Below are 21,553 nucleotides of genomic sequence, written 5' to 3'. Positions count from 1 at the left end.
ATATAACTTTATTTCTATGTTAAGTTATGGTTAAGTATTAATGGCAAAAAAAAACCATCCGCTAATGCGAATGGTTTTTTATGTATTAAATAGAAATTAACCTTCTATTTTCTTTCTTAACACAGAATTTTTCTTTCCGTACATGAAGTAAATGCTTACACCTAAAGCCATCCAAATTGCTAAACGAATCCAAGCTTCAAATGGTAATGAAGACATTAAGTAAACGCAAACAATTACACCCATAATTGGCACGAATGGTACCAATGGAGTTCTAAATGGTCTTGGTCTATCTGGATCTGTTTTTCTAAGTAACAATACACCAATACATACTAGTGAAAAGGCGAATAACGTACCTATTGATACCATATGACCTAAATCTGTTACTGGCACAAATCCAGCAAATATGCTTACAAACACCATAAAGAATAAGTTCGTTTTAAATGGAGTTCTAAATTTACTGTGAATATTGCTGAAGAATTTAGGTAATAAACCATCTTTAGACATGGTATAAAACACTCTAGATTGTCCCATCAACATTACTAAAATAACTGAAGTATAACCAGCTAAAATAGCAATGATTAAGCCCATTTGTAAGAAACTATATCCCGTTACTTTAAATGCCGTAGCTGCAGGAGAAGCATCACCTTTAAAAATAGTGAAAGGAACTAAACCTGTCATTACGTGAGCAAAAAGCACATATAAAATAGTACAAACCACTAATGAACCTAAAATACCAATTGGCATGCCTTTTTGAGGGTTTTTAGCTTCTTGAGCTGCAGTAGATACAGCATCAAAACCAATAAATGCAAAGAATACCAAAGCTGCACCGGCTGCAATACCCGAAATACCAAACTCACCTTTAACACCTGTGTTTTCAGGGATGTATGGAGTATGGTTTGCTGGGTTAATGAATTTCCAACCTAATACAATGAACAAAATAACCACACAAACTTTAACAATTACTAAGATGTTGTTCAAGCTTGCAGATTCTTTAGTACCACGGATCAACATTAAAGAAAGTAACGATACAATTACCACAGCTGGTAAATTGATACCACCACCATCAACTTCTGCAAAAGATTTGCTCAAAAATAGCGGCATCTCTGTTCCAAATTCATGGAGTAACTTATTAAAATAGCCAGACCAAGAAACCCCAACAGTTGCAGCTCCTAATGCATATTCTAATACCAAATCCCATCCAATAATCCATGCCATAAACTCGCCCATGGTTGCGTAAGAATAAGTATAAGCACTACCAGCAACTGGTATCATCGATGCAAACTCAGCATAACATAAGCCTGCGAATGCACAGCCTACAGCTGCTAAAATAAATGATAAGGTTACTGCAGGACCAGCATGATCAGCAGCTGCAATTCCTGTTAAAGAAAATAAACCAGCTCCGATAATCGCACCAATTCCTAGTGCGACAAGACTTGTGCTACTTAATGTACGCTTGAGTGTGCCTTCGCCACTTTCTGCCGACTCGGCAACAAGTACATCAATAGGCTTTTTTAAATTCATAATGTAATTAGTTAGTTTTCGATTAGTTGTTTAGTCTATATAAAATCAATTCCAAACCTAAATAAAAATTATTTAATAATAAAGGGGATTTTTATGCAAAATCCCCTTTACTTGGTAACAATTTTAGCTTATCAACGATTTACTAAAGTGTCAATCTCATTTTTGATTGTATCAGTTCTTTCTACACCAGCAGAATCAACAGTTTTAATGATTTCTGTTTGCGCTCTTACTTCTATTACTTTATCATCATTTGTTGCGCTAATTGCGATATATGGCGCAATTACCAAAGAAACAATCGACATTAGTTTAATCAAAATATTCATCGAAGGACCTGAAGTATCTTTGAAAGGATCACCTACAGTATCACCTGTTACAGATGCTTTATGTGGTTCAGATTTTTTGAAATACATCTCACCATTAATTTCTACTCCTTTTTCGAATGATTTTTTTGCATTATCCCAGGCACCACCAGCATTAGATTGAAAAATACCCATCAATACACCAGATACAGTAACACCAGCTAACAACCCACCCAAAACCTCCGGGCCAAAAGTAAACCCAAAAATAACAGGTGTGATTAATGCAATCGCCCCTGGCAACATCATTTCTCTAATTGATGCTTTGGTAGAAATAGCTACACATTTTTCGTACTCAGGCTTAGCTTTGTATTCCATAATTCCTGGAATTTCACGAAACTGTCTGCGCACCTCTTGTACCATATCCATTGCTGCTTTACCAACTGCTTGTATACATAATGCAGAAAATACAAAAGGAATCATCCCACCGACAAATAAACCAGCTAAAACTGGAGCTTTATAAATATCGATTGCTGTAATACCTGCAATACCTACAAAAGCTGCAAATAGAGCTAATGATGTTAACGCAGCCGAAGCAATGGCAAATCCTTTACCGGTTGCAGCAGTAGTATTACCAACAGCATCTAAATTATCGGTTCGTTCACGTACTTCTGGAGGTAGCTGGCTCATTTCTGCAATACCGCCTGCATTATCTGCAATCGGTCCAAATGCATCAATGGCCAATTGCATAGCAGTTGTAGCCATCATGCCTGCTGCCGCGATGGCAACTCCGTATAATCCGGCAAAGTAATATGATGCCATAATCCCTGCAGCTAAAACTAAAATCGGAATAACTGTAGATTTCATCCCAACTGATAAACCTGCAATAATATTTGTAGCATGACCGGTTGATGATTGCTGAATAATTGAATTAACTGGTGCCTTACCCATTGCGGTATAATATTCGGTAACAATACTCATAATCGTACCCACAACTAAACCAACCATTATGGCATAAAAAACATTCATGCTGGTAAACTCATAACCACGCAAGCTTAATGTTGCTGGCAACATCCATTTTACGATAAAGAAAGAAGCTACAGCAGTAATTACAATAGAAGACCAATTACCTAAGTTTAATGCGTTTTGTACATTAGATTTTTCACCTTTAATAGTTACAAACCAGGTGCCAATAATCGAGAAAATAATACCTAAGCCACAAATTACCATTGGCAATAAAATAGGAGACATCCCCCCAAAATTATCAGTCTTAGCATCAATCTCTTGTCCTAAAACCATGGTTGCTAAAATGGTAGCTACATAAGAGCCAAATAAATCGGCACCCATACCTGCCACATCGCCCACGTTATCTCCCACATTATCGGCAATGGTTGCTGGGTTACGTACATCATCTTCAGGAATTCCTGCTTCAACTTTACCTACTAAATCGGCGCCAACATCGGCAGCTTTGGTGTAAATACCACCACCAACACGAGCAAATAAAGCAATTGATTCGGCACCTAAAGAGAAACCAGTTAATACCTCAATAGCAGTTTTCATATTCACCACACTCACGGTACCGTCAGTTCCTATCACATCAAAATAAGAGAGAAAAACTATAAACAGGCCACCTAAACCTAATACGGCCAATCCAGCAACACCCAATCCCATTACGGTTCCACCTGTAAAACTTACCTTTAAAGCTTGTTTTAAACTGGTTCTGGCAGCCTGTGTTGTTCTAACGTTGGCTTTGGTGGCTACCTTCATTCCAATATATCCGGCAAGTGCCGAAAAAAATGCGCCAATTAAAAAAGAAATAGAAATGATCCAACTTGAGTGAAACGGTTTGCCATTAATCTCGGTAATGGTGCCAGAGTAGGCCAATAATGCAGCTGCAAAAACGGCAAAAATGCTGAGCACTTTCCATTCTGCTTTTAAAAATGCCATGGCACCATCGGCAATGTAGCCAGCAAGTTCTTGCATGTTTTTGTCGCCGGCATCTTGTTTGTTAACCCAAGCGCTTTTTACTGCCATCACCAATATGCCTATTAGGCCAAGCAGCGGAATGGAGTAGATTAAATTGTTTTGTAGAAAATCCATAGTTTACGTTTATATTTTGGTTGTTTAGTTGCGGTTCTTTTTCTTTTACCTAACGATAAAAATACAATGTACGAATTGAAATAATATTAATACAAGGCTAACAAAAATAACCGTGTTTAGCTAATATTCAAATTTTTATGCAATTACACATTAAAAAAATTTCTTTTTAAGTAATAAATAGCACACCAAATCGTTTGTGTCTATTTTTTATAATTCATAATTAACATATCTTAGCCAAAACTAAACCTCAAATTAAAATAGAACCGTCATTGAGCAAGCCTGTAAATAGGAACAAAAAACAAGCTCGTGATAGCTTCATCACCATTAAAAAATAAAAAAGATGAAAAACCAACAAGAAGAAGGTGTTAATAAAAGAAAATTAAGCCTTTTTGATGGCATAATGCTGGTAATGGGTTCAATGATTGGTAGCGGTATTTTTATCGTAAGTGCCGATATCATGAGAAATTTGGGCTCTGGCTATTGGTTAATTGTGGTTTGGTTAATTACTGGGGTAATGACAGTTGCTGCAGCTATTTCTTATGGCGAGCTTTCTTCTATGTTTCCAAAAGCAGGTGGTCAATACACTTATCTTAAAGAGATTTTTGGCAAAATGATGGGTTTCTTATATGGCTGGGGCTTGTTTGCTGTAATCCAAACGGGTACAATTGCTGCGGTAGCTGTAGCATTTGGTAAATTTACAGCCTATTTAATACCAGCTTTAAATGATGCTGCACCTATTTTTCAGAGCGGAGGCTATAAAATTACATGGATCCAAATTTTAGCGATTGGGGTAATCATTATCCTTACTTATATCAATACAAAAGGTGTAGAAGGTGGTAAAATATTACAAAATATCTTTACCGGATCTAAAATCATCGCCATCATCGGTTTAATTATCTTAGGTTTTTTATTGGTAAAAGAAAACTTGTGGAATGCGAATATGAGTTTCGGTTGGGATGCCTTTAAAAATCTAACTACCGATACTGGCGGAAATTTCCTAAAATCTGGCTGGGAATCTATATCCGGTGTAGCAATTATGGGCGGTATTGCAGCAGCCATGGTGGGCTCTGTATTTTCAAGTGTAGCTTGGGAAAACGTGACCTTCGTTTCTGGAGAAATGGAAAACCCTAAAAAGAACGTAGTTCGTTCAATGGTTTTTGGCACCTCAGCCGTAATGGTATTGTATCTATTGGTTAATTTTGTATATCTAAATACCTTGGGCAGAGATGCCATTGCATTCGCTGCAAATGATCGTGTAGCTGTGGCAGCATCAGAGCAAATTTTCGGAAGTGGCATCGGTACCATTATCATCGCTGTTTTAGTAATGGTATCAACCTTTGGCTGTGTAAACGGTATCGTGTTAGCAGGTGCAAGGGTTTTTCAAACTATGGCAAAAGATGGCATGTTCTTTAAAGCTGCCATCCAAAACAATAAAAATGGGGTGCCAGAAAAATCACTTTGGATGCAAGGAATTTGGGCATCTGTTTTATGTTTAAGCGGACAATACGGAAACCTGTTAGACATGATTTCTTTCGTAATTGTACTCTTTTACATGATAACTGTTTTCGGCGTAATCTATTTAAGAATTAAAAAACCAAGTTTAGAAAGACCATATAAAACATGGTTATATCCAATTACACCTATCATTTACCTAATTATTGGCGGTGCATTTTGTGTGTTGCTTTTAATCTATAAACAACAATACACTTGGCCAGGCTTAATTATCGTTTTACTGGGCGTTCCTATTTATTTAGCCATCAACAGAAAAAAGGGAGTGATTAGCGAGTAATTTAACCATTTGCTGCACTTAAATTTCTAGAAAAGCAGGGCCTGCAAACAATCGGTACCGAAAGCCCCGCCTTCTCTGCAATGCTTTTTTTCTTCGTCAACTTTTAAGTCATCCGATGAATATCAACAAACTGCTCATATTCATCGGATGACTATAATGGCCAAAAAAAAGCATTTCCGCACCAGTCGGGTTTAGCTAACAAAGTTTCGTGCTATTGGCAAGTGCTTAACCGCATAGAAAGAGGCCCAGTAACCGATGGGTTGATGGGTGGGTAAATCGTTAATTATGCACTGCCATTCCCAAGCACGTTATCCGGCCTTGTAATTATTTGTAGAGAAAAACGTTAAACTGCGAGCATTAACTGAGAGCATTAACTTTAAATACCCAACTTCCAAAAAGATTTTTCAGCGAGGGCTAGAGCAAGCTTGGGCTAAGCCTTAAAATCATTTGTTCAAAAGCAGGTTGACGAATTTTCGCACAAATTATTACCCGCCTAGATTTATTCATGAGTTGTTGTTGTTTTTAAAGGTATTCATGCTTTCGCTGCGCTCAGGTTTGTTTCTTTTCATCAATGGAAAAGAAGAAAGCCATAGGCGCCTATGAGCCGATGCAAGGTTTGAGCGTTTGGAAAATACCTCCCCCAACCCCCTCGAGAGAGGTAGAGCATGATGCTTAAATGCATGTTCACAAAGTAAGAAGCAGATTTTTAAAAACGATGAAAAATCGAATTACCAATGACCTTTAACAACATTTTAGACAAAGCTTAAATTAAACAGATCTCTCCTCGCTGCGGTGCGTTGGAGATGACGCGGAAGGGAGATGCAGCAATCGATGGGTTAAGGCTGTGGGTAACAAACGTTTTTAAACAGCATCCATTGAGTTTTCTAAACCCGACTGCCGCGAAAATACTTTTACAGAGCCCGGCAAAAAGCGTTTAGGGTAAAAGATTGTAGCAAAAGGCGGGACTAACATTAACTATTGCACTGTTACTGCTTTTCTAATAATTAATATATAATGTTACCTCAATTTCAAATTTACGATCACCTTAAGCCAAAATCGTAATTCGTAAATCTATTTGTTACCTTTGCTGTAATGGGAACTGCATTAGATTCGGGAATAAAAGGTTACAAGGCTTACGGAGTACATTTACGCGAAAAATATAACGGACAACGGGTATTTAAGGTAATTGTAGATGGAGGTTTTACCTGTCCGAATAGAGATGGCAGTAAAGGTTATGGCGGTTGCACCTATTGTAATGTAGATTCGTTTACCCCAGAGCCATCTAGAAAAAACCCTGCCATTAAAGATCAGCTTGCTGAAGGTATGACGAGGGCAAGAAACTCATACAAGGCAGATAAATTTATCGTTTACTTTCAGCCAAATACCAATACCTACGCACCGGTTCATTATTTAAAGATGATGTACGACGAAGCGCTTTCAGTAAATACCGAAGATGTAGTGGGTTTTGCAGTGGGCACCAGACCAGATTGTATTGATGCAGAAAAGGTGGCGCTTTTAGAAAGCTACACGGATAGATATGATGTAGATTTGGAAATGGGAATGGAGTCTATATATGATGAAACCCTAGAGCAGATTAATAGAGGTTGCAGTCATGGTGAGTTTCTGGAGGCTGTTAAATTATTAGAAAATACCAAACTAGATTTATGTGTGCATACCATTTTCGGTTTTCCATGGGAGACGAGAGAGATGATGTTGCAATACATCCATGAGATTAACCGTTTTCCGCAAATAAAATTTGTAAAGTTTCATCACCTACACATTGTAGAAGGATCTATAATGGGAGCGAAGTACAAAAAAAATCCCTTCAAGCTTTTTACACTTGAAGAGTATACTGATTTATTGTGTGAATTGATTCCTTTGTTAAGACCAGATATTGTGATCCAACGTTTATTTGGTATTTCTGATTGGGATTTATTGATTGCGCCAAACTGGGGTTTAAACAAATCGGCCATCCAAACTTATATAGATAAAGAAATTGAGCGCCGTGGGGTTAACCAAGGATCGGCTTATGTGCCTGCTTAGGCAATAATTAATTGCGGTGCTTTATTCTCATACTTGCCAAACAATTCATTTGCCTTAATTTCTCTGAAAGTAAAAATCTCCTCAACTTTCTTTTTAATCATAATGGCATGTGCCAATTGGCCAATTGGTCCGAAAGGTAAACCATAGGTTAAAATATCTGTCATTTCTACACCGCCATCAATTGCTTTAAAGTGGTGTTGGTGATGCCAAAATTGAAATGGCCCAAAACGCTGCTCGTCTATAAAATATTTTTCATCAACAACTTGCGTAATTTCTGTCATCCAGTTAAGCTTAACGCCAAATAAAGGTGAAACTTTATAGGTAATAATTAAGCCTGGATACATTTTCCCATCTATAGGTGGCTCGGAGGTTACGATAAACTCCATTTCTTGAGGAGTGATTTTAGCCAAATTGGCTGGAGAGGAGAAGAAATCCCATGCTTCGGGTAAAGAAATAGGTAGTTTTTGCAAGAATTTAACTTGGTAAGATTTCATATACACAATATACGATTATTTTGAACCGACAGATTTATTGTGTTTTTTTAAATTTTGAGTTGAAATTTTAAAATAAATATAAAATTATCATGTAAAAATTGATTTTTCGTTGAAATAAATTAATGTTATTTTGAATTAAATACTAAAAATCGCAACAAATGAGATTATTAATAGTTTTATTTTATTATTTTTTGTTGTTTTTACTTTTATTTTTATATTTTATGATAAAATTTTTAATAAATTTTGATTTTTATTGAAAATAATTCATAATTTTATCATAATTAATCACAAATCAAACGCTAAATACAAAATTATGGCAAAAGTTTTATTTAAACAGTGGGGTCCATTTGCAGTTTTAATGATAGTTGCAATTTTATCCCTTTTTATCCCTTTACTCCCAAACTTTGATGAGGGAAAATACAATGCTGCAGATGTTGCATTTATTTTAGTATGTGCAGCATTGGTGTTTTTAATGACACCTGGCTTAGCTTTTTTTTACGGAGGCATGGTTCACCGTAAAAATGTATTATCAACTATGATTAAAAGTGTAGTTGCAGCAGGTGTAATTACAGTATTATGGACAGTTGTAGGTTTTAGCTTGGCATTTGGCGAATCATGGCATGGCTTTATCGGAGATCCTAGAACATTCTTGTTTTTTCAAGGGGTAAATTCTGGTCCAGCTTGGGGAACTATTCCACTTTCATTGTTTGCAGTGTTTCAATTGATGTTTGCTATCATTACTCCAGGTTTAGTGGTTGGTGCAGTAGCAGAACGTATCAAGTTTACTTCATATATATTATTTATTGTATTGTTTGCCATCTTTGTGTACTCTCCATTGGCGCACATGACATGGTCTCCAGAAGGAATTTTGTTAAAAATGGGCGTTTTAGATTTTGCAGGCGGTACAGTGGTACACATCTCTGCAGGTATGGCAGCTTTAGCCGGAGCATTAGTATTAAAACGCAGAAAATCTCACCTAGAGCATAAAGAAGTTCCACCAGCAAATATTCCATATGTATTAATTGGTACAGGTTTATTATGGTTTGGTTGGTTTGGTTTTAATGCAGGTTCTGCATTAGGAGCAAACAGTTTAGCAGTATCGGCATTTTTAACAACTAATACTGCTGCGGGTGCTGCAGGTTTAAGCTGGATGTTTTTTGATGTAGCCAGAGGTAAAAAACCATCTGTTTTGGGTTTCTGTATTGGTGCAGTTGTTGGTTTAGTTGCCATTACGCCAGGTGCAGGCTTTGTAAGCATACCATCTAGTATATTTATTGGAGCGGTTGCTGCGGTAATCTCAAATCTAGTAGTTTCTTGGAAACAAAAAACAAGTTTAGATGATACCTTAGATGTATTTCCTTGCCATGGTGTAGGTGGTATAGTTGGTATGTTGTTAACTGGTGTTTTTGCTACAAAAACTGTGAACAGCTTAGGGGCAGATGGTTTATTGTATGGTGGTGCTGATTTTTTCTTTACTCAATTAAAAGGCGCAGTAATAGTAATCATATTCAGTTTCGTAGTTTCTTTCTTAATTTTTAAACTGATTAATATATTCCAACCAATTCGTGTAACAGCAGAAGAGGAAGAAGAAGGATTGGATTACAGTCAGCACAATGAAAAATACTCACAAGGTACGCTCATCGTTGCAGGCCAAGAAGTAGAAAACAAATAAAAGGTGAGCGGCTTAAATTAAATTTTAAGCCGCTTATTTTTTCCAACCATACAATCAATCTAACCGTTTACGCCTTAAATTTTAATTATGAAAATTAAACTTTTACTCTCTGCACTTACATTTGGTTTAACAACTGTGGCTTTAGCTCAAGAGGCTGCTCCACTACAAATTTCTGGATCTGTTGATACTTATTTTAAGTACGATTTCAGTAAAACTGGAAATATTAAAACTTCTTTTGCCAATGAGCAAAACTCTGTTTCATTGGGTATGATAGATTTGGCATTGAAAAAAACTACCGGTAAAGCATCTTTTGTAGGCGAATTGTCTTTTGGACCACGAGGACAAGCACAGTCTATACCAAACGCTGCTGGTGTTTATGATGAAACCGAAAATTCATTCAACATCCAAAACCTATACGTAAACTATGCTTTTTCTGATAAATTTAGCATGACTGCCGGTTACATGGGTACTTTTATTGGTTACGAAGTGATTTCACCAGCTGCCAATTTTAACTATTCTACTTCTTACTTATTTACCAACGGGCCATTCCAAAATGCGGGTATTAAAGGTACATATGCATTGTCAGATAAAGTGAGTTTAATGGCGGGCTTGTTTAACGATTGGAATGCTTATCAGGATTTTAATGGTGTTTCTCATGTTGGTGCTCAATTAATGGTTTCGCCAGTTGAGGGTTGGACAGCTTATTTAAATTTCCTATCGGGATACTCTGCAGGTGCAGCTGGTACAGGAACTATTTACGATTTAACAACTGCTTATCAAATAACTGATAAATTTAAATTAGGGCTAAATGCAGCCGATTATCATGTTTCTGGTGGTAATGGTGGCTACACTGGTGTTGCTTTATATCCTCAATACATGGTTACGCCAGCAGTTGGTTTGGGTTTAAGAGGCGAATATTTTACTTATAATATTCCTTCGGTACCAAATCCAAGTGTTACTTCAATCACTTTTTCTGCCAACCTAAAAGCTGGTGGTTTAACTTTCATTCCAGAAGTTCGTTTCGATAATGATAAAGATTTCTCTCAAAATTTTGTAAAATCTAATTTAACTCCTACAAAATCAGCATCTCAATTCTCATTGGCTGCTGTATATGCTTTTTAATTCTAAAAACGTTTACTCAAAAAACGTCCCGCATTTTTCGGGACGTTTTTTTTATATTTAGCCTATGAAGTTTTTCCTAAGTTTATTCGTTTGTTTATCTTTTTTGAGTGCCAATGCGCAAACTGAAAATACATTACCTGTTGATGAAAATGGCAAATTCATTCAGTACGAAGTTGTAAATTTAACAGTAAGTCCAGCTTTGTTGCAGGCTAGGGCTAATGAATTCATCAAAAAGAAAAGCAAAATATTAAAATTAAAAAAATCACAGCGTGATGGGGTAGTTATGGCAACAGGTAAATTTGTGATCAATAAAACTTTGCTTGTAATGTCTCGTCCATCGGGGGAAGTTATTTATGATTTTCAGGTAGAAATAAAAGAGGGTAAATACAGATTTTGGCTTACAGATTTTAAGTTTATCCCATACATGAGAGACCGTTACGGCAATTTTGTGCCAAGTACAACGGTTGGTGTGCCTTTAGAAAATAATCCTGGTAAGCTAAATGCCGGCGAATGGAAGGAGTACAAAACGCAGACAGCTAAATTTGCCAAAGAATTTGCAGTAGAATTTAAAAATGAAATGACAAATTCAACTCCAGCAACTTCAGCTAAACCTGCAGAGAAGAAAGTGATAAAGAAGGAGTGGTAAGTCGGGAAGTCCGAAAGTCCGAAAGTTGGGAAGTCGGTAAGTTCGAAGAGCCCGAAAGTCGGCAAGACCGAAAGATTAAACCCCAAAACAACTAAATCCCTAACTCCTAACCTCTAAACGCTAACCGCCTAAACTTCAAACCTTTAATGCACCATTTTATCAGCACAGGTGCTACTTGCAAAAGCTTCGGGTTTAGCTTTAAAAATAAATCCCATACTTAAAATATATCCCATTGCTTCGTTAAGCGCTTTGTTAGATTTAAACATGGGGTTGGTGTTTATATCTGCGTGTACTTCGAGGTCTACGTCATATAAATCTAACAAATCACAAACCGAATAAGCAGTTTCGATAGATTTTTGCACTTCTACAAGCATTCTTTCTTTGATGCCCATTTGCTGTGTAGTCTTGTCTTGCGCAATGTACATAAAACCACCATGATGCTCTCTCAAAAGCACAATAACGGTAGCAAAATCTGTAACTGCACCTTTAACTTGAGAGTCGGTTCCGATGCAAACTTTTAATTTGTAACCATTTTCTGTTTCGCGAATAATTGCGTTTTCTACTTCTTCTAGAATTGACGAGTGGATCACTTCGCCGCTAAATTTTTTCCAAGTCATACGTTAATTGGTGTTAAGGTTAACAACCCGTAATCAGGTTTACTAAATTTAAGAGGTTAATGTGAGATAATGATTAAATTTATGTTGTTTAATTGTCAACATTTATTTGGTTATCAACAAGATACGTTAGTGTATCTAGATTATAAAATGTTAGATAGGATCACTACCTCATAAAATAAATAGAAAATAATTAACGGGGGTGAATTGTTAAATGAAATAGATAATTGTATTTGGGCGCTCGAGCGGGCTTTCCGCTGTATCTTTTGCCTTCTTTCGCTTCGCTCGGGCAAAAGGATGCCGCTCCAATCCCTAGCGCAGGTTGTTCATTGAACCCGATAGTAACGAAAATCCTTTTTGTGTCATACTGAGCCTAGTTGAAGTGTACGAAAAGATTGCCTGCCTGCTGTAGGCAGATAGTGGATAGCGGGGCTAACGTAAATAGTAGCATTGTTTTGCTTTTCAAAAGATATTAATGCTAATTGTGTTAAGGATAGTTGCCGATGCGATAAATCAAACACTAACCGAATAGCGCCTTACGCTAAACAATTGTTACATTTGCAGTATGATACTTCAACCAATACTCGATAACCTTAAGATTACTGCATTAAACGAGATGCAAAATGCATCAGTAGCGGCTACTAAAAAAGGAAATGATATTTTGGTTTTAGCACCAACCGGTTCTGGTAAAACTTTAGCTTTTTTATTACCTGTTTTAAATAATCTCAATAAAGAAAGCAAAGGTGTTCAATGTTTAATATTAGTGCCATCGCGTGAGTTGGCTCTGCAAATTGAACAAGTATTTAAACAAATGGGTACGGGTTTTAAAGTAAATTGTTGCTATGGTGGTCACCCAATAAAAACCGAACGCAATAATTTAGAGCAACCGCCAGCTGTACTTATAGGTACACCAGGTAGAATTGCTTACCATTTGCGCCATCAAAATTTCGATGAATCATTTGTTACGACTTTAGTTTTAGATGAATTTGATAAAGCCTTAGAATTTGGCTTTACTGAAGATATGTCATACATCATAGGTACTTTACTTTCTCTAAAACAACGTATTTTAACATCAGCTACTGCGATGGAAGAAATACCATCTTTTACAGGTTTAAAAAATCACAAGGAGATTAATTTTTTGCAAGATGTGCAATCGGCACCAGATTTAAAACTTAAAAAAGTACAAACTACCGCCGAAGATAAATTAGATACCTTGTTTGAGTTAATTTGTAAAATTGGCAGTAAAACCACCCTAATTTTTTGCAACCACAGGGAAACTGTAGACCGGATTAGCGATTTGTTGATCGACAAAGATTTAGCACATGATATTTTTCATGGTGGCATGGAGCAAGATGAACGTGAGCGAGCGCTATTAAAATTTAGAAATGGAAGCATTAAGATTTTAATTACTACAGATCTTGCTTCAAGAGGTTTAGATATACCAGAGGTTGAATATATTATTCATTACCAGTTGCCATATACCGAAGATGCATTTTTGCATAGAAATGGCAGAACCGCTAGAATGAATGCCAAAGGCACGGCTTATTTAATTTTAGCAGATGAAGAAAAATACCCATTTTTAAAAGCAGATATTGAGACTGAAAAGCTAAAAGGCCCTTATAAACTACCAGAAGATAGTGTTTGGCAAACTTTATACATTAGCGCTGGTAAAAAAGATAAGGTTAATAAAATAGATATAGTAGGTATGCTGCTTAAAAAAGGCGGATTGCAAAAAGAAGATGTTGGGTTAATTGAAGTTAAAGATCAGGCATCTTATGTAGCCATTAAGCGAAAATTGGTTCCAAAAGTTTTAAAAACTTTAGCCAACGAAAGAGTAAAGAATAAAAAAGTTAAAATAGAAACAGCAATGTAAACCCAGATCCCTAAAGGGAAGGGTAAAGTTAAATTTATAAACAAAATTAATTCCCCTTCAGGGGATTTAGGGTTATGAGCAACAACGATATCATGAAAAAGTTAAGGGTAGCATTATCCTTAAACAGCGATCAAATCATGGAAATATGTAAACTAGTAGGCTTTACAGTTACAAAAGCCGAACTAGGTGATATTTTTAGAAACGATGAACATCCAAATTTTAAAAAATGTGGTGATCAAATTCTGCGTAATTTTTTAAACGGTTTGGTAATCTACAAACGCGGACCAAGAGAAGAGAAAAAAGCATAAGAAATATGCACGTCATTTCGACAAATAGGAGAAAAACTTGAGCTATTTGATTATTAAATTCTAATTATCAAAACAGTAATAAAAACTAACAGACTTCTCGGTGTTAACTCCTTCGAAATAGCGGCAAACTAATTAATATCATATCTCGAAATCTGTTTTCTATTTACTAATTTCTCTATTTTTTCTAATAGGATATCCATTTTAAATGGCTTAGACATGAAATCGTCTGGAGCACATTCCATTTCATTAACCTCTTTTAAATCATATAGTCCCGACATCATTAAGATAGGAATTCTTTTTGTGTCGTCGTCAGATTTGATTTGGCTACAAACAATCCGTCCATCAATTTTACCTAAAACAACATCAAGTAAAATTAAGTCGGGTTTAAACTCGTCAATTCTTTCGAAAATTAATTCGGCATCATTTAACGGTTCAACATCATACCCGCCAATTTCTAAGATTAATTGAATGGTTTCTAAAACATCATCATCATCGTCAACAACAAGTATCTTTTTCATAATCGCAAATATATAATATTGTAAGATTAAATATATAACAACAAAAAATCATTACAGTTTACAATACTTTGAAACTATTTTTTTTAAGTTAGCCATATAATGGATAAGCAAAAATTACAGTTGATATTGCGCTATGCCGCCTACATTTGTTTAATAATTGTAGCGGTAGGACAGTTTTTTAAAAAAGAAACTTACGTTTTACAAAAGTTTATTCCGTATTTAATTATTGCTGCTTTAGTATTTTTAATCTCCAATATAATTATAAAAGCGAAATCTGGAGAATTTAAAGGTTATAACGTAAAAATTAAATTCGTTTTGGTTTTTATATTAGTAGTTGTAGCAGGCGTTTTTTTGATAAATTATTTTACCACTTAATTTTGTATCTTTAGTTAACTATATCACTCTCAGCTAATGATAAATAAAGAAAATTTTTCTGTACCCTTACGTTTTATAGGTTTTTTTGGTTTGTTCAGCGCAATAGCCATTCAATCTTCTACCACTTTAGGAAGCTTTATTGAGATTAAGCACACACCCTATATTATATTTATAAGTTTTTTATTAATTAGTTTAGGGCTTTTCTTCAGTATTAAAAGTTCTAAGGAAAAACCTTCTTTGTTAACATATATTGCTTTTGCAGTTTCACTAATTATAGCAATTGCTATGGCAAACTCATTTTTGCAAACATCCTTAATGCTTTAAATTTAGAGATCAATTTCGTCTTAATTTTGGTATTCTCATTCCTCTCGCTTTAAATTATAACAGTTCTTGACATCACTTATTTTTTAATAAAAACTTTCAATTATTTTTGAAAGTTTAAAAACATATTGTACATTTGATTATGGATTTCAAAGAAGCAAAAGATAAATTTGTGCAAACATGGGGAGCTTTAGGTACTCAATGGGGTATAAATAAAACTATGGCTCAAATCCATGCTTTGTTAATGGTTACTCCAAATGCTGTTTCCATGGAAGAAATTATGGAGGAATTACAAATTTCTAGAGGAAATGCAAGTATGAACCTTAGAGCTTTAATGGACTGGGGAATTGTTTATAAAGAATTTAAAGCAGGAGAAAGGAGAGAGTTTTTTACAGCAGAAAAAGATTTAGACGAATTGGCTACTAAAATTGCCAAAGAGAGAAGTAAAAGAGAAATAAAACCAGCTCTTAAGGTATTGAAAGAAGTTAGTTCTATAACAGATAACAGTTCTGCAGAGGCAAAACATTTTAAAGACCAAACTACAAAATTGTACGATTTCGTTTCAAAAGCTGATACGATGATTGATAAAGTGACAGAATATAAAGACAATTGGCTAACTAAGTTAATTGTGAAAATGATGAAGTAAAAAAATTTAATTATAAGTTTCAAAAATTTCTGAAAGTTTAAAATATAAGGTTATGAGTTATAATTTAATCGGCTACGGCATCTTCATTTTAATTATTGTGTTGATTATTGTCGTAGTAGGCAAAATCTGTTATAAAAACGGCAATATTTTCGTGGCATCTCTTATTCCAGATCATTTAGAACTCTGCCAGCAAATTAACAAAACGTTATTAGTAGGGTATTATTTGGTAAACATCGGCTATGCCTCAATGACATTGGCGAGCTGGGAAAACATTCTCTCCTTATCCCTTTTGGTTGAGGTTATTGCTTTTAAAACAGCAATTATCGTCTGCATTCTATCTTTTTTGCACTACCTAAACATTTTCATACTCACAACAAGCATTCAAAAATTAATTAAAACCACATAAAATCTAGAAATCATGGAAGCAACAACAAAAATTTTAATCGGCTACGCAGTTTATGTTCCAATAGCTTTAAGCTTAACATTTTACGTATCTCGAACACTTTTTAAAAACAGTAAAATTTATATGCTCGATATTTTTAAAGGTAGAAGCGAAATCGCGATAGCAACCAATAGATTATTTGAAACTGGGTTTTACTTATTGAATTTAGGTTTTGCACTTATGATCCTAAAATTGAACCCATATATTAACACTTACCAAAGTCTAGTTGAGGCTTTAAGTTATAAAATAGGCGGTTTTGCGGTTTATTTAGGTGTCATGTTATTCGTAAATTTGTATTTCTTTTTTAGAGGTAAAAGGAAAGCTAGCCAAGCGCCAAGACCTTTTCCAACAGCACCTACATTTGTAGGGCAATAGGACACCAATTACTTCCTCACCCTGAATTTATTTCAGGGTCTGCCAGTTAAAGAACAAAAAAGAAGAGTTTATATTTATATTTTTTAGTAAAACAAGGGCAGTTTTTCATGGCAAATTAAGTCCCGCCAATCGCTTCAATCTTTTTTGAGGATTTTGGCAGTCATCCGATGAATATAAAAATACTGCCAGTATTCATCTGATGAATTTAATGGCTCGAAAAAAGTATTTACGCTTCTGTCGGGTTTATATTACAAAGGCAGTTCAAAAAAATAAAAAAAATGCAAAAGAAAATAGTTTTAGCAGGCGGCACTGGGTTTATTGGTAAATACTTAGCCGAAAAGTTTAGCGCATTATCATATGAGGTTATTATCATTTCGAGAAATAATGCCCATATCCAGTGGGATAATAAAGAGGGAATAGAAAATGCCCTTAATGGCGCAGAGATGCTCATTAATCTGGCAGGGAAATCTGTTAATTGTAGATACAATCAAGAAAATAAAGACGAGATTTTAAGATCTAGAACGGCAACAACCAAAATTTTAGGCGATGCGATTTTAAATTGCGAAAATCCACCAGCGCTTTGGCTTAACTCAAGCACCGCTACCATTTATAGGCACGCAATAGATAAACCCATGACTGAAGCAAATGGAGAAATTGGAACTGGATTTTCTGTTGATGTAGCCACAAAATGGGAGAAGTCCTTCTTCGATTTTAAATTACCAAATACAAGGCAAATCGCTTTAAGAATGGCTATAGTTTTAGGCGAAGGCGGTGGTGTTATGCAACCTTTTGTAAACCTAGTTCGCTTTGGCTTAGGAGGCAAACAAGGCACTGGCCAGCAAATGTTCAGCTGGCTTCACGTAGAAGATTTATTCAACATCATCCTTTTCATGCATAATGAAAAAAAGCTAATTGGTGTTTTCAATTGTTCTGCCCCAAATCCTATTACTAATGCGGCTTTGATGAATTCTTTACGCAAAACGATGAAAGTTGGCATTGGTTTACCATCTCCAACCTGGATGTTAAAGATGGGTGCAGTAATGATTGGTACAGAAACAGAACTGATTTTAAAAAGTAGATGGGTAATTCCTGAGCGTTTGCAAAATGCTGGTTATCAATTTAAATTTCCAGATATAAACGGTGCATTAAATGATATTTTGAAGTAATTGACATCCTCAAGCAGGAAGCGATCGCAAAAATATACCGTCATTTCGAAACGGAACGCAATGTAGTAAGAAATCTTTATAATTGCCAGTGAGCAAGAGATTTCTCCTCTTACCTCGTCGAAATGACGGTAATTTGAATTAAACTATTTTTTTATACTTAATTCTTTTTGGTGCAACATCACCTAATCTTTTCTTACGGTTTTCTTCGTAATCAGAATAGTTACCTTCAAAATAATAAACTTCAGAGTTGCCTTCAAAAGCTAAAATGTGCGTACAAATTCTGTCTAAAAACCATCTATCGTGGCTAATTACCACTGCACAACCCCCAAAGTTTTCTAATGCTTCCTCTAGCGCACGTAAAGTGTTAACATCAATATCATTCGTTGGCTCATCGAGTAATAAAACATTGGCACCTTTTTTTAAGGTTATGGCCAAATGTACACGGTTGCGTTCTCCACCAGAAAGCACACCTACTTTTTTTTGCTGGTCGCCACCATTAAAGTTGAATTTAGAAACATAAGCACGACCGTTTACTGCTTTGTTGCCCAATTGAATGTTGTCTAAACCATCAGTAATATTTTCGTAAACTGTTTTTTCTGGTTCTAAATCATTGTGCATTTGATCAACGTAACCTAAAGCAACAGTATCTCCAACTCTAAAAGTTCCTTTGTCTGGCGTTTCTTGTCCGGTAATTAAACGAAACAAAGTAGTTTTACCAGCACCGTTCGGGCCAATTATTCCAACAATCCCGGCAGGAGGTAAAGAGAAAGTTAAGTTTTCGAATAAAATTTTATCTCCATAAGCTTTGGTTACTTCATTAGCTTCAATAACTACATTTCCTAAACGCGGCCCAGCCGGAATAAATAATTCCAATTTGTCTTCGCGTTCTTTTCCATCTTCAGAAGCCAATTTATCATAGTTGGCTAAACGAGCTTTAGATTTTGCATGGCGAGCTTTTGGCGCCATACGTACCCATTCTAACTCACGCTCTAATGCCTTTTGGCGTTTGCCTTCTGTTTTATCTTCTTGCGCTAAACGTTTTGCTTTTTGCTCTAACCAAGTGCTGTAATTTCCTTTCCACGGAATACCTTCGCCACGGTCTAATTCTAAAATCCAGCCAGCAACATTATCTAAGAAATATCTATCGTGTGTAACAGCGATAACTGTTCCTTTGTAGTTCTGTAAAAACTGCTCTAACCAATCAATACTTTCAGCATCCAAGTGGTTGGTAGGCTCATCTAATAATAAAACATCTGGTTCTTGTAGCAATAAACGGCACATGGCAACTCTGCGGCGCTCACCACCAGAAAGCACTCCAATTAAAGTTTCTGGCTCCGGACAACGTAAAGCATCCATCGCTCTTTCTAATTTGGTGTCTAATTCCCAAGCATTAACTGCATCAATTTTATCTTGCAACTCACCTTGGCGAGCCATCAACTTATCCATTTTATCAGCATCAGAATAGTTTTCTTCTAAGCCGAATGCTTCATTAACCTCTTCATATTCTTTAAGAATGGCAGTTACTTCTGCAACACCTTCTTCAACTACTTCACGAACCGTTTTAGTTTCATCTAAAATTGGCTCTTGCGCCAAATAACCAACGCTATACCCCGCGTTAAAAACTACCTCGCCTTGAAAAGATTTATCTAAACCAGCAATAATTTTTAATAAGGATGATTTACCAGAGCCATTTAAACCAACAACGCCGATTTTTGCTCCGTAAAAAAATGATAAGTAAATATTTTTTAAAACCTGTTTTTGTGGTGGATAGATTTTACTCACTCCAGCCATTGAAAAGATTATTTTTTCGTCTGACATATGATTTAGTATTTGTGCAAATATAGTCGTTTAAGGTGGAAGGTAAAAGGTTGAAGGTAAATGGTGGATATTTTGTAAGTTTCAGTTAATATTAAAGTAGGTGATGCAACAATTTATGCCGAAGTTTGTTAAAAGGATGATCTAACATAACTACCTCATCGTGATCAAAACAAATCATAATTTTTATGGCGATATGCCTATCAATAGGCGTAAATTAAGTGATTTATTACTTAATGATAAATCATTTTTTGATGTACCGAAAGATTGGCATGTTATTTTAACTGATATTAAAGGTTCTACTGCTGCTGTTTTAGGTGGTTCTAGCGAAAATGTAAATTATATAGCCACAGGTAGTATTGTAACCGTACTTAATTTGGCCTTTAAGGCAAAAATTGTAGTGCCTTTCTTTTTTGGTGGTGATGGGGCAACTTTTTTAGTGCCTGATGTTTTGGTAGAATTAGCTGCGAAAAAGCTAATGGCTTATCAAACAAACGTGATGCAGACCTTTGGTTTAGATTTACGAGTTGGCAGTTTGCCAGTTGAAGAGATTTATAAGCAGGGGCGTAAAATTAGGTTAAGTAAATATGGACTAACAAGATTTTTTGCTATTCCAGTTATTTTGGGTGATGGATTGAGTTATGCCGAAGATGTAATTAAGGATGAATTTTATAAACTAGATCAAGCTGCCGGTGAGTTAGAAGATTTTGATTTAGATGGTATGCAATGCCGATGGGATCAGATTAGTCCGCCGGCAGATTTACAAGAAATTTTAACCTTATTAATTGCTGCACCAGATGTAAATAAACAAGCAATGGCTTTTAGTAAAGTATTAAAAGCTATTGATGATATTTATGGAGGTGTAAAAAAAAGACAGCCGATTTCTGTTGAAAAGTTGAAGTTGAATACAACCTACAACCGCATTAAAACCGAAATGCGAAATAGGATAGGAAAGATTAAGTTTTTTGAACTTTTGCAAACTTGGTTTGTAACTTCATTCGGGCCAATTTATTTTTTAACCAACCATGGTAAAAGATATTTGAAACGTTTAGTAGAAATGTCTGATACTTTGGTAATGGATGGCAAAATAAATACTGTAATAAGTGGTACGGTTGCGCAGCGAGAAAAATTATTTAAAGTTTTAGATGATTTAGAAAATTCTGGAGAGATTATTTATGGATTCCATATTAGCAATGCCTCAGTAATGTCTTGCTATGTAAGAGATATGAAAGATGATCATATTCATTTTGTTGATGGGGCCGAAGGCGGTTACACGAAAGCTGCTGGGATTTTGAAGGGGAAGATGAAGGTTTTGAACAATAATAATTAAAAATCGCTGATCTGGAGATTCGATCGCTTAGCTCCGTAATCCTCGTTGCAAACGAGAAAAGGACATATCTTTTTAATCCTTCAATTT

Annotated in this window: 20 protein-coding genes; 14 read left to right on the top strand and 6 right to left on the bottom strand. The window is 35.5% G+C overall.

Features of this window, described 5'->3' with window-relative positions; translation table 11 throughout:
- Positions 1-96: 96 nt before the first annotated feature.
- Positions 97-1,521, bottom strand: a complete 1,425-nt coding sequence (locus tag AC07XU_RS00160; RefSeq protein WP_494941607.1) for an amino acid permease — start codon at positions 1,519-1,521, stop codon at positions 97-99.
- A 131-nt stretch (positions 1,522-1,652) separates the two neighbouring features.
- Positions 1,653-3,917 (bottom strand): sodium-translocating pyrophosphatase, encoded by a 2,265-nt coding sequence (locus AC07XU_RS00155; RefSeq protein WP_494941606.1) that lies wholly within the window; start codon positions 3,915-3,917, stop codon positions 1,653-1,655.
- A gap of 340 nt (positions 3,918-4,257) precedes the next feature.
- On the opposite strand from AC07XU_RS00155, the gene AC07XU_RS00150 reads away from it, so the two are divergent.
- Both AC07XU_RS00150 and mnmL read left to right on the top strand, forming a co-directional pair.
- Positions 4,258-5,706, top strand: coding sequence for an APC family permease (locus AC07XU_RS00150; RefSeq protein WP_494941605.1), 1,449 nt, complete (start codon positions 4,258-4,260; stop codon positions 5,704-5,706).
- A gap of 1,092 nt (positions 5,707-6,798) precedes the next feature.
- A complete protein-coding gene (mnmL, locus tag AC07XU_RS00145) occupies positions 6,799-7,749 on the top strand; it encodes a tRNA modification radical SAM protein MnmL/YtqA (protein WP_494941604.1) in 951 nt (316 codons plus the stop codon).
- On the opposite strand, the gene AC07XU_RS00140 is transcribed toward mnmL, so the two are convergent.
- Positions 7,746-8,243, bottom strand: coding sequence for an SRPBCC family protein (locus AC07XU_RS00140; RefSeq protein WP_494941603.1), 498 nt, complete (start codon positions 8,241-8,243; stop codon positions 7,746-7,748). The genes mnmL and AC07XU_RS00140 overlap by 4 nt on opposite strands.
- A 313-nt stretch (positions 8,244-8,556) precedes the next feature.
- Here AC07XU_RS00140 and AC07XU_RS00135 point away from each other — a divergent pair, with 313 nt between their 5' ends.
- From AC07XU_RS00135 to AC07XU_RS00125, 3 genes are all read left to right on the top strand, one after another.
- Positions 8,557-9,915: an ammonium transporter gene (locus AC07XU_RS00135; RefSeq protein WP_494941602.1), complete on the top strand. Its 1,359-nt coding sequence runs from the start codon at positions 8,557-8,559 to the stop codon at positions 9,913-9,915.
- A gap of 87 nt (positions 9,916-10,002) precedes the next feature.
- A complete protein-coding gene (locus tag AC07XU_RS00130; RefSeq protein WP_494941601.1) occupies positions 10,003-11,037 on the top strand; it encodes a porin in 1,035 nt (344 codons plus the stop codon).
- Positions 11,038-11,101: 64 nt separating this feature from the next.
- Positions 11,102-11,683, top strand: coding sequence for a DUF4468 domain-containing protein (locus tag AC07XU_RS00125; protein WP_494941600.1), 582 nt, complete (start codon positions 11,102-11,104; stop codon positions 11,681-11,683).
- A 143-nt stretch (positions 11,684-11,826) separates the two neighbouring features.
- On the opposite strand, the gene AC07XU_RS00120 is transcribed toward AC07XU_RS00125, so the two are convergent.
- Positions 11,827-12,300, bottom strand: a complete 474-nt coding sequence (locus tag AC07XU_RS00120; protein ID WP_494941599.1) for a ribonuclease H-like YkuK family protein — start codon at positions 12,298-12,300, stop codon at positions 11,827-11,829.
- Between the two features lie 562 nt (positions 12,301-12,862).
- On the opposite strand from AC07XU_RS00120, the gene AC07XU_RS00115 reads away from it, so the two are divergent.
- The gene (locus AC07XU_RS00115; protein ID WP_494941598.1) at positions 12,863-14,170 is read left to right on the top strand and encodes a DEAD/DEAH box helicase; all 1,308 of its coding nucleotides are present in this window, start codon (positions 12,863-12,865) and stop codon (positions 14,168-14,170) included.
- Between the two features lie 92 nt (positions 14,171-14,262).
- Positions 14,263-14,478, top strand: a complete 216-nt coding sequence (locus tag AC07XU_RS00110; protein WP_494941597.1) for a DUF1456 family protein — start codon at positions 14,263-14,265, stop codon at positions 14,476-14,478.
- A 128-nt stretch (positions 14,479-14,606) separates the two neighbouring features.
- Here the strand turns inward: AC07XU_RS00110 and AC07XU_RS00105 are convergent, their stop codons facing one another.
- A complete protein-coding gene (locus tag AC07XU_RS00105; RefSeq protein WP_494941596.1) occupies positions 14,607-14,996 on the bottom strand; it encodes a response regulator in 390 nt (129 codons plus the stop codon).
- A gap of 99 nt (positions 14,997-15,095) precedes the next feature.
- Here AC07XU_RS00105 and AC07XU_RS00100 point away from each other — a divergent pair, with 99 nt between their 5' ends.
- From AC07XU_RS00100 to AC07XU_RS00075, 6 genes are all read left to right on the top strand, one after another.
- Complete coding sequence (locus AC07XU_RS00100; RefSeq protein ID WP_494941595.1) at positions 15,096-15,371, top strand: hypothetical protein; 276 nt, start codon at positions 15,096-15,098, stop codon at positions 15,369-15,371.
- 36 nt (positions 15,372-15,407) lie between these two features.
- Positions 15,408-15,695, top strand: coding sequence for a hypothetical protein (locus AC07XU_RS00095; protein WP_494941594.1), 288 nt, complete (start codon positions 15,408-15,410; stop codon positions 15,693-15,695).
- A 139-nt stretch (positions 15,696-15,834) separates the two neighbouring features.
- A complete protein-coding gene (locus AC07XU_RS00090; RefSeq protein ID WP_494941593.1) occupies positions 15,835-16,338 on the top strand; it encodes a GbsR/MarR family transcriptional regulator in 504 nt (167 codons plus the stop codon).
- A gap of 52 nt (positions 16,339-16,390) precedes the next feature.
- Complete coding sequence (locus AC07XU_RS00085; protein WP_494941592.1) at positions 16,391-16,744, top strand: hypothetical protein; 354 nt, start codon at positions 16,391-16,393, stop codon at positions 16,742-16,744.
- 12 nt (positions 16,745-16,756) lie between these two features.
- Positions 16,757-17,155: a hypothetical protein gene (locus AC07XU_RS00080; RefSeq protein WP_494941591.1), complete on the top strand. Its 399-nt coding sequence runs from the start codon at positions 16,757-16,759 to the stop codon at positions 17,153-17,155.
- A 278-nt stretch (positions 17,156-17,433) separates the two neighbouring features.
- Complete coding sequence (locus tag AC07XU_RS00075; protein WP_494941590.1) at positions 17,434-18,321, top strand: TIGR01777 family oxidoreductase; 888 nt, start codon at positions 17,434-17,436, stop codon at positions 18,319-18,321.
- A 138-nt stretch (positions 18,322-18,459) separates the two neighbouring features.
- Here AC07XU_RS00075 and ettA read toward each other — a convergent pair whose 3' ends face one another.
- Positions 18,460-20,139 carry an energy-dependent translational throttle protein EttA gene (ettA, locus tag AC07XU_RS00070; RefSeq protein WP_494941589.1) on the bottom strand — a complete coding sequence of 560 codons (1,680 nt, stop codon included), beginning with the start codon at positions 20,137-20,139 and terminating at the stop codon, positions 18,460-18,462.
- Positions 20,140-20,299: 160 nt separating this feature from the next.
- Between ettA and AC07XU_RS00065 the strand changes: the two genes are divergently transcribed.
- Complete coding sequence (locus AC07XU_RS00065; RefSeq protein WP_494941588.1) at positions 20,300-21,466, top strand: DUF3095 family protein; 1,167 nt, start codon at positions 20,300-20,302, stop codon at positions 21,464-21,466.
- Positions 21,467-21,553 lie beyond the last annotated feature (87 nt).

Source organism: Pedobacter sp. GW456-11-11-14-TSB4, assembly GCF_059424425.1.
This window is presented reverse-complemented; position numbering and strand designations above follow the sequence as displayed.

Bases quoted from the DNA above. Each gene is read 5' to 3' on its own strand.
- AC07XU_RS00160 (WP_494941607.1), bottom strand. From the start codon at position 1,521: ATGAATTTAAAAAAGCCTATTGATGTACTTGTTGCCGAGTCGGCAGAA.
- AC07XU_RS00155 (WP_494941606.1), bottom strand. From the start codon at position 3,917: ATGGATTTTCTACAAAACAATTTAATCTACTCCATTCCGCTGCTTGGC.
- AC07XU_RS00150 (WP_494941605.1), top strand. From the start codon at position 4,258: ATGAAAAACCAACAAGAAGAAGGTGTTAATAAAAGAAAATTAAGCCTT.
- mnmL (WP_494941604.1), top strand. From the start codon at position 6,799: ATGGGAACTGCATTAGATTCGGGAATAAAAGGTTACAAGGCTTACGGA.
- AC07XU_RS00140 (WP_494941603.1), bottom strand. From the start codon at position 8,243: ATGAAATCTTACCAAGTTAAATTCTTGCAAAAACTACCTATTTCTTTA.
- AC07XU_RS00135 (WP_494941602.1), top strand. From the start codon at position 8,557: ATGGCAAAAGTTTTATTTAAACAGTGGGGTCCATTTGCAGTTTTAATG.
- AC07XU_RS00130 (WP_494941601.1), top strand. From the start codon at position 10,003: ATGAAAATTAAACTTTTACTCTCTGCACTTACATTTGGTTTAACAACT.
- AC07XU_RS00125 (WP_494941600.1), top strand. From the start codon at position 11,102: ATGAAGTTTTTCCTAAGTTTATTCGTTTGTTTATCTTTTTTGAGTGCC.
- AC07XU_RS00120 (WP_494941599.1), bottom strand. From the start codon at position 12,300: ATGACTTGGAAAAAATTTAGCGGCGAAGTGATCCACTCGTCAATTCTA.
- AC07XU_RS00115 (WP_494941598.1), top strand. From the start codon at position 12,863: ATGATACTTCAACCAATACTCGATAACCTTAAGATTACTGCATTAAAC.
- AC07XU_RS00110 (WP_494941597.1), top strand. From the start codon at position 14,263: ATGAAAAAGTTAAGGGTAGCATTATCCTTAAACAGCGATCAAATCATG.
- AC07XU_RS00105 (WP_494941596.1), bottom strand. From the start codon at position 14,996: ATGAAAAAGATACTTGTTGTTGACGATGATGATGATGTTTTAGAAACC.
- AC07XU_RS00100 (WP_494941595.1), top strand. From the start codon at position 15,096: ATGGATAAGCAAAAATTACAGTTGATATTGCGCTATGCCGCCTACATT.
- AC07XU_RS00095 (WP_494941594.1), top strand. From the start codon at position 15,408: ATGATAAATAAAGAAAATTTTTCTGTACCCTTACGTTTTATAGGTTTT.
- AC07XU_RS00090 (WP_494941593.1), top strand. From the start codon at position 15,835: ATGGATTTCAAAGAAGCAAAAGATAAATTTGTGCAAACATGGGGAGCT.
- AC07XU_RS00085 (WP_494941592.1), top strand. From the start codon at position 16,391: ATGAGTTATAATTTAATCGGCTACGGCATCTTCATTTTAATTATTGTG.
- AC07XU_RS00080 (WP_494941591.1), top strand. From the start codon at position 16,757: ATGGAAGCAACAACAAAAATTTTAATCGGCTACGCAGTTTATGTTCCA.
- AC07XU_RS00075 (WP_494941590.1), top strand. From the start codon at position 17,434: ATGCAAAAGAAAATAGTTTTAGCAGGCGGCACTGGGTTTATTGGTAAA.
- ettA (WP_494941589.1), bottom strand. From the start codon at position 20,139: ATGTCAGACGAAAAAATAATCTTTTCAATGGCTGGAGTGAGTAAAATC.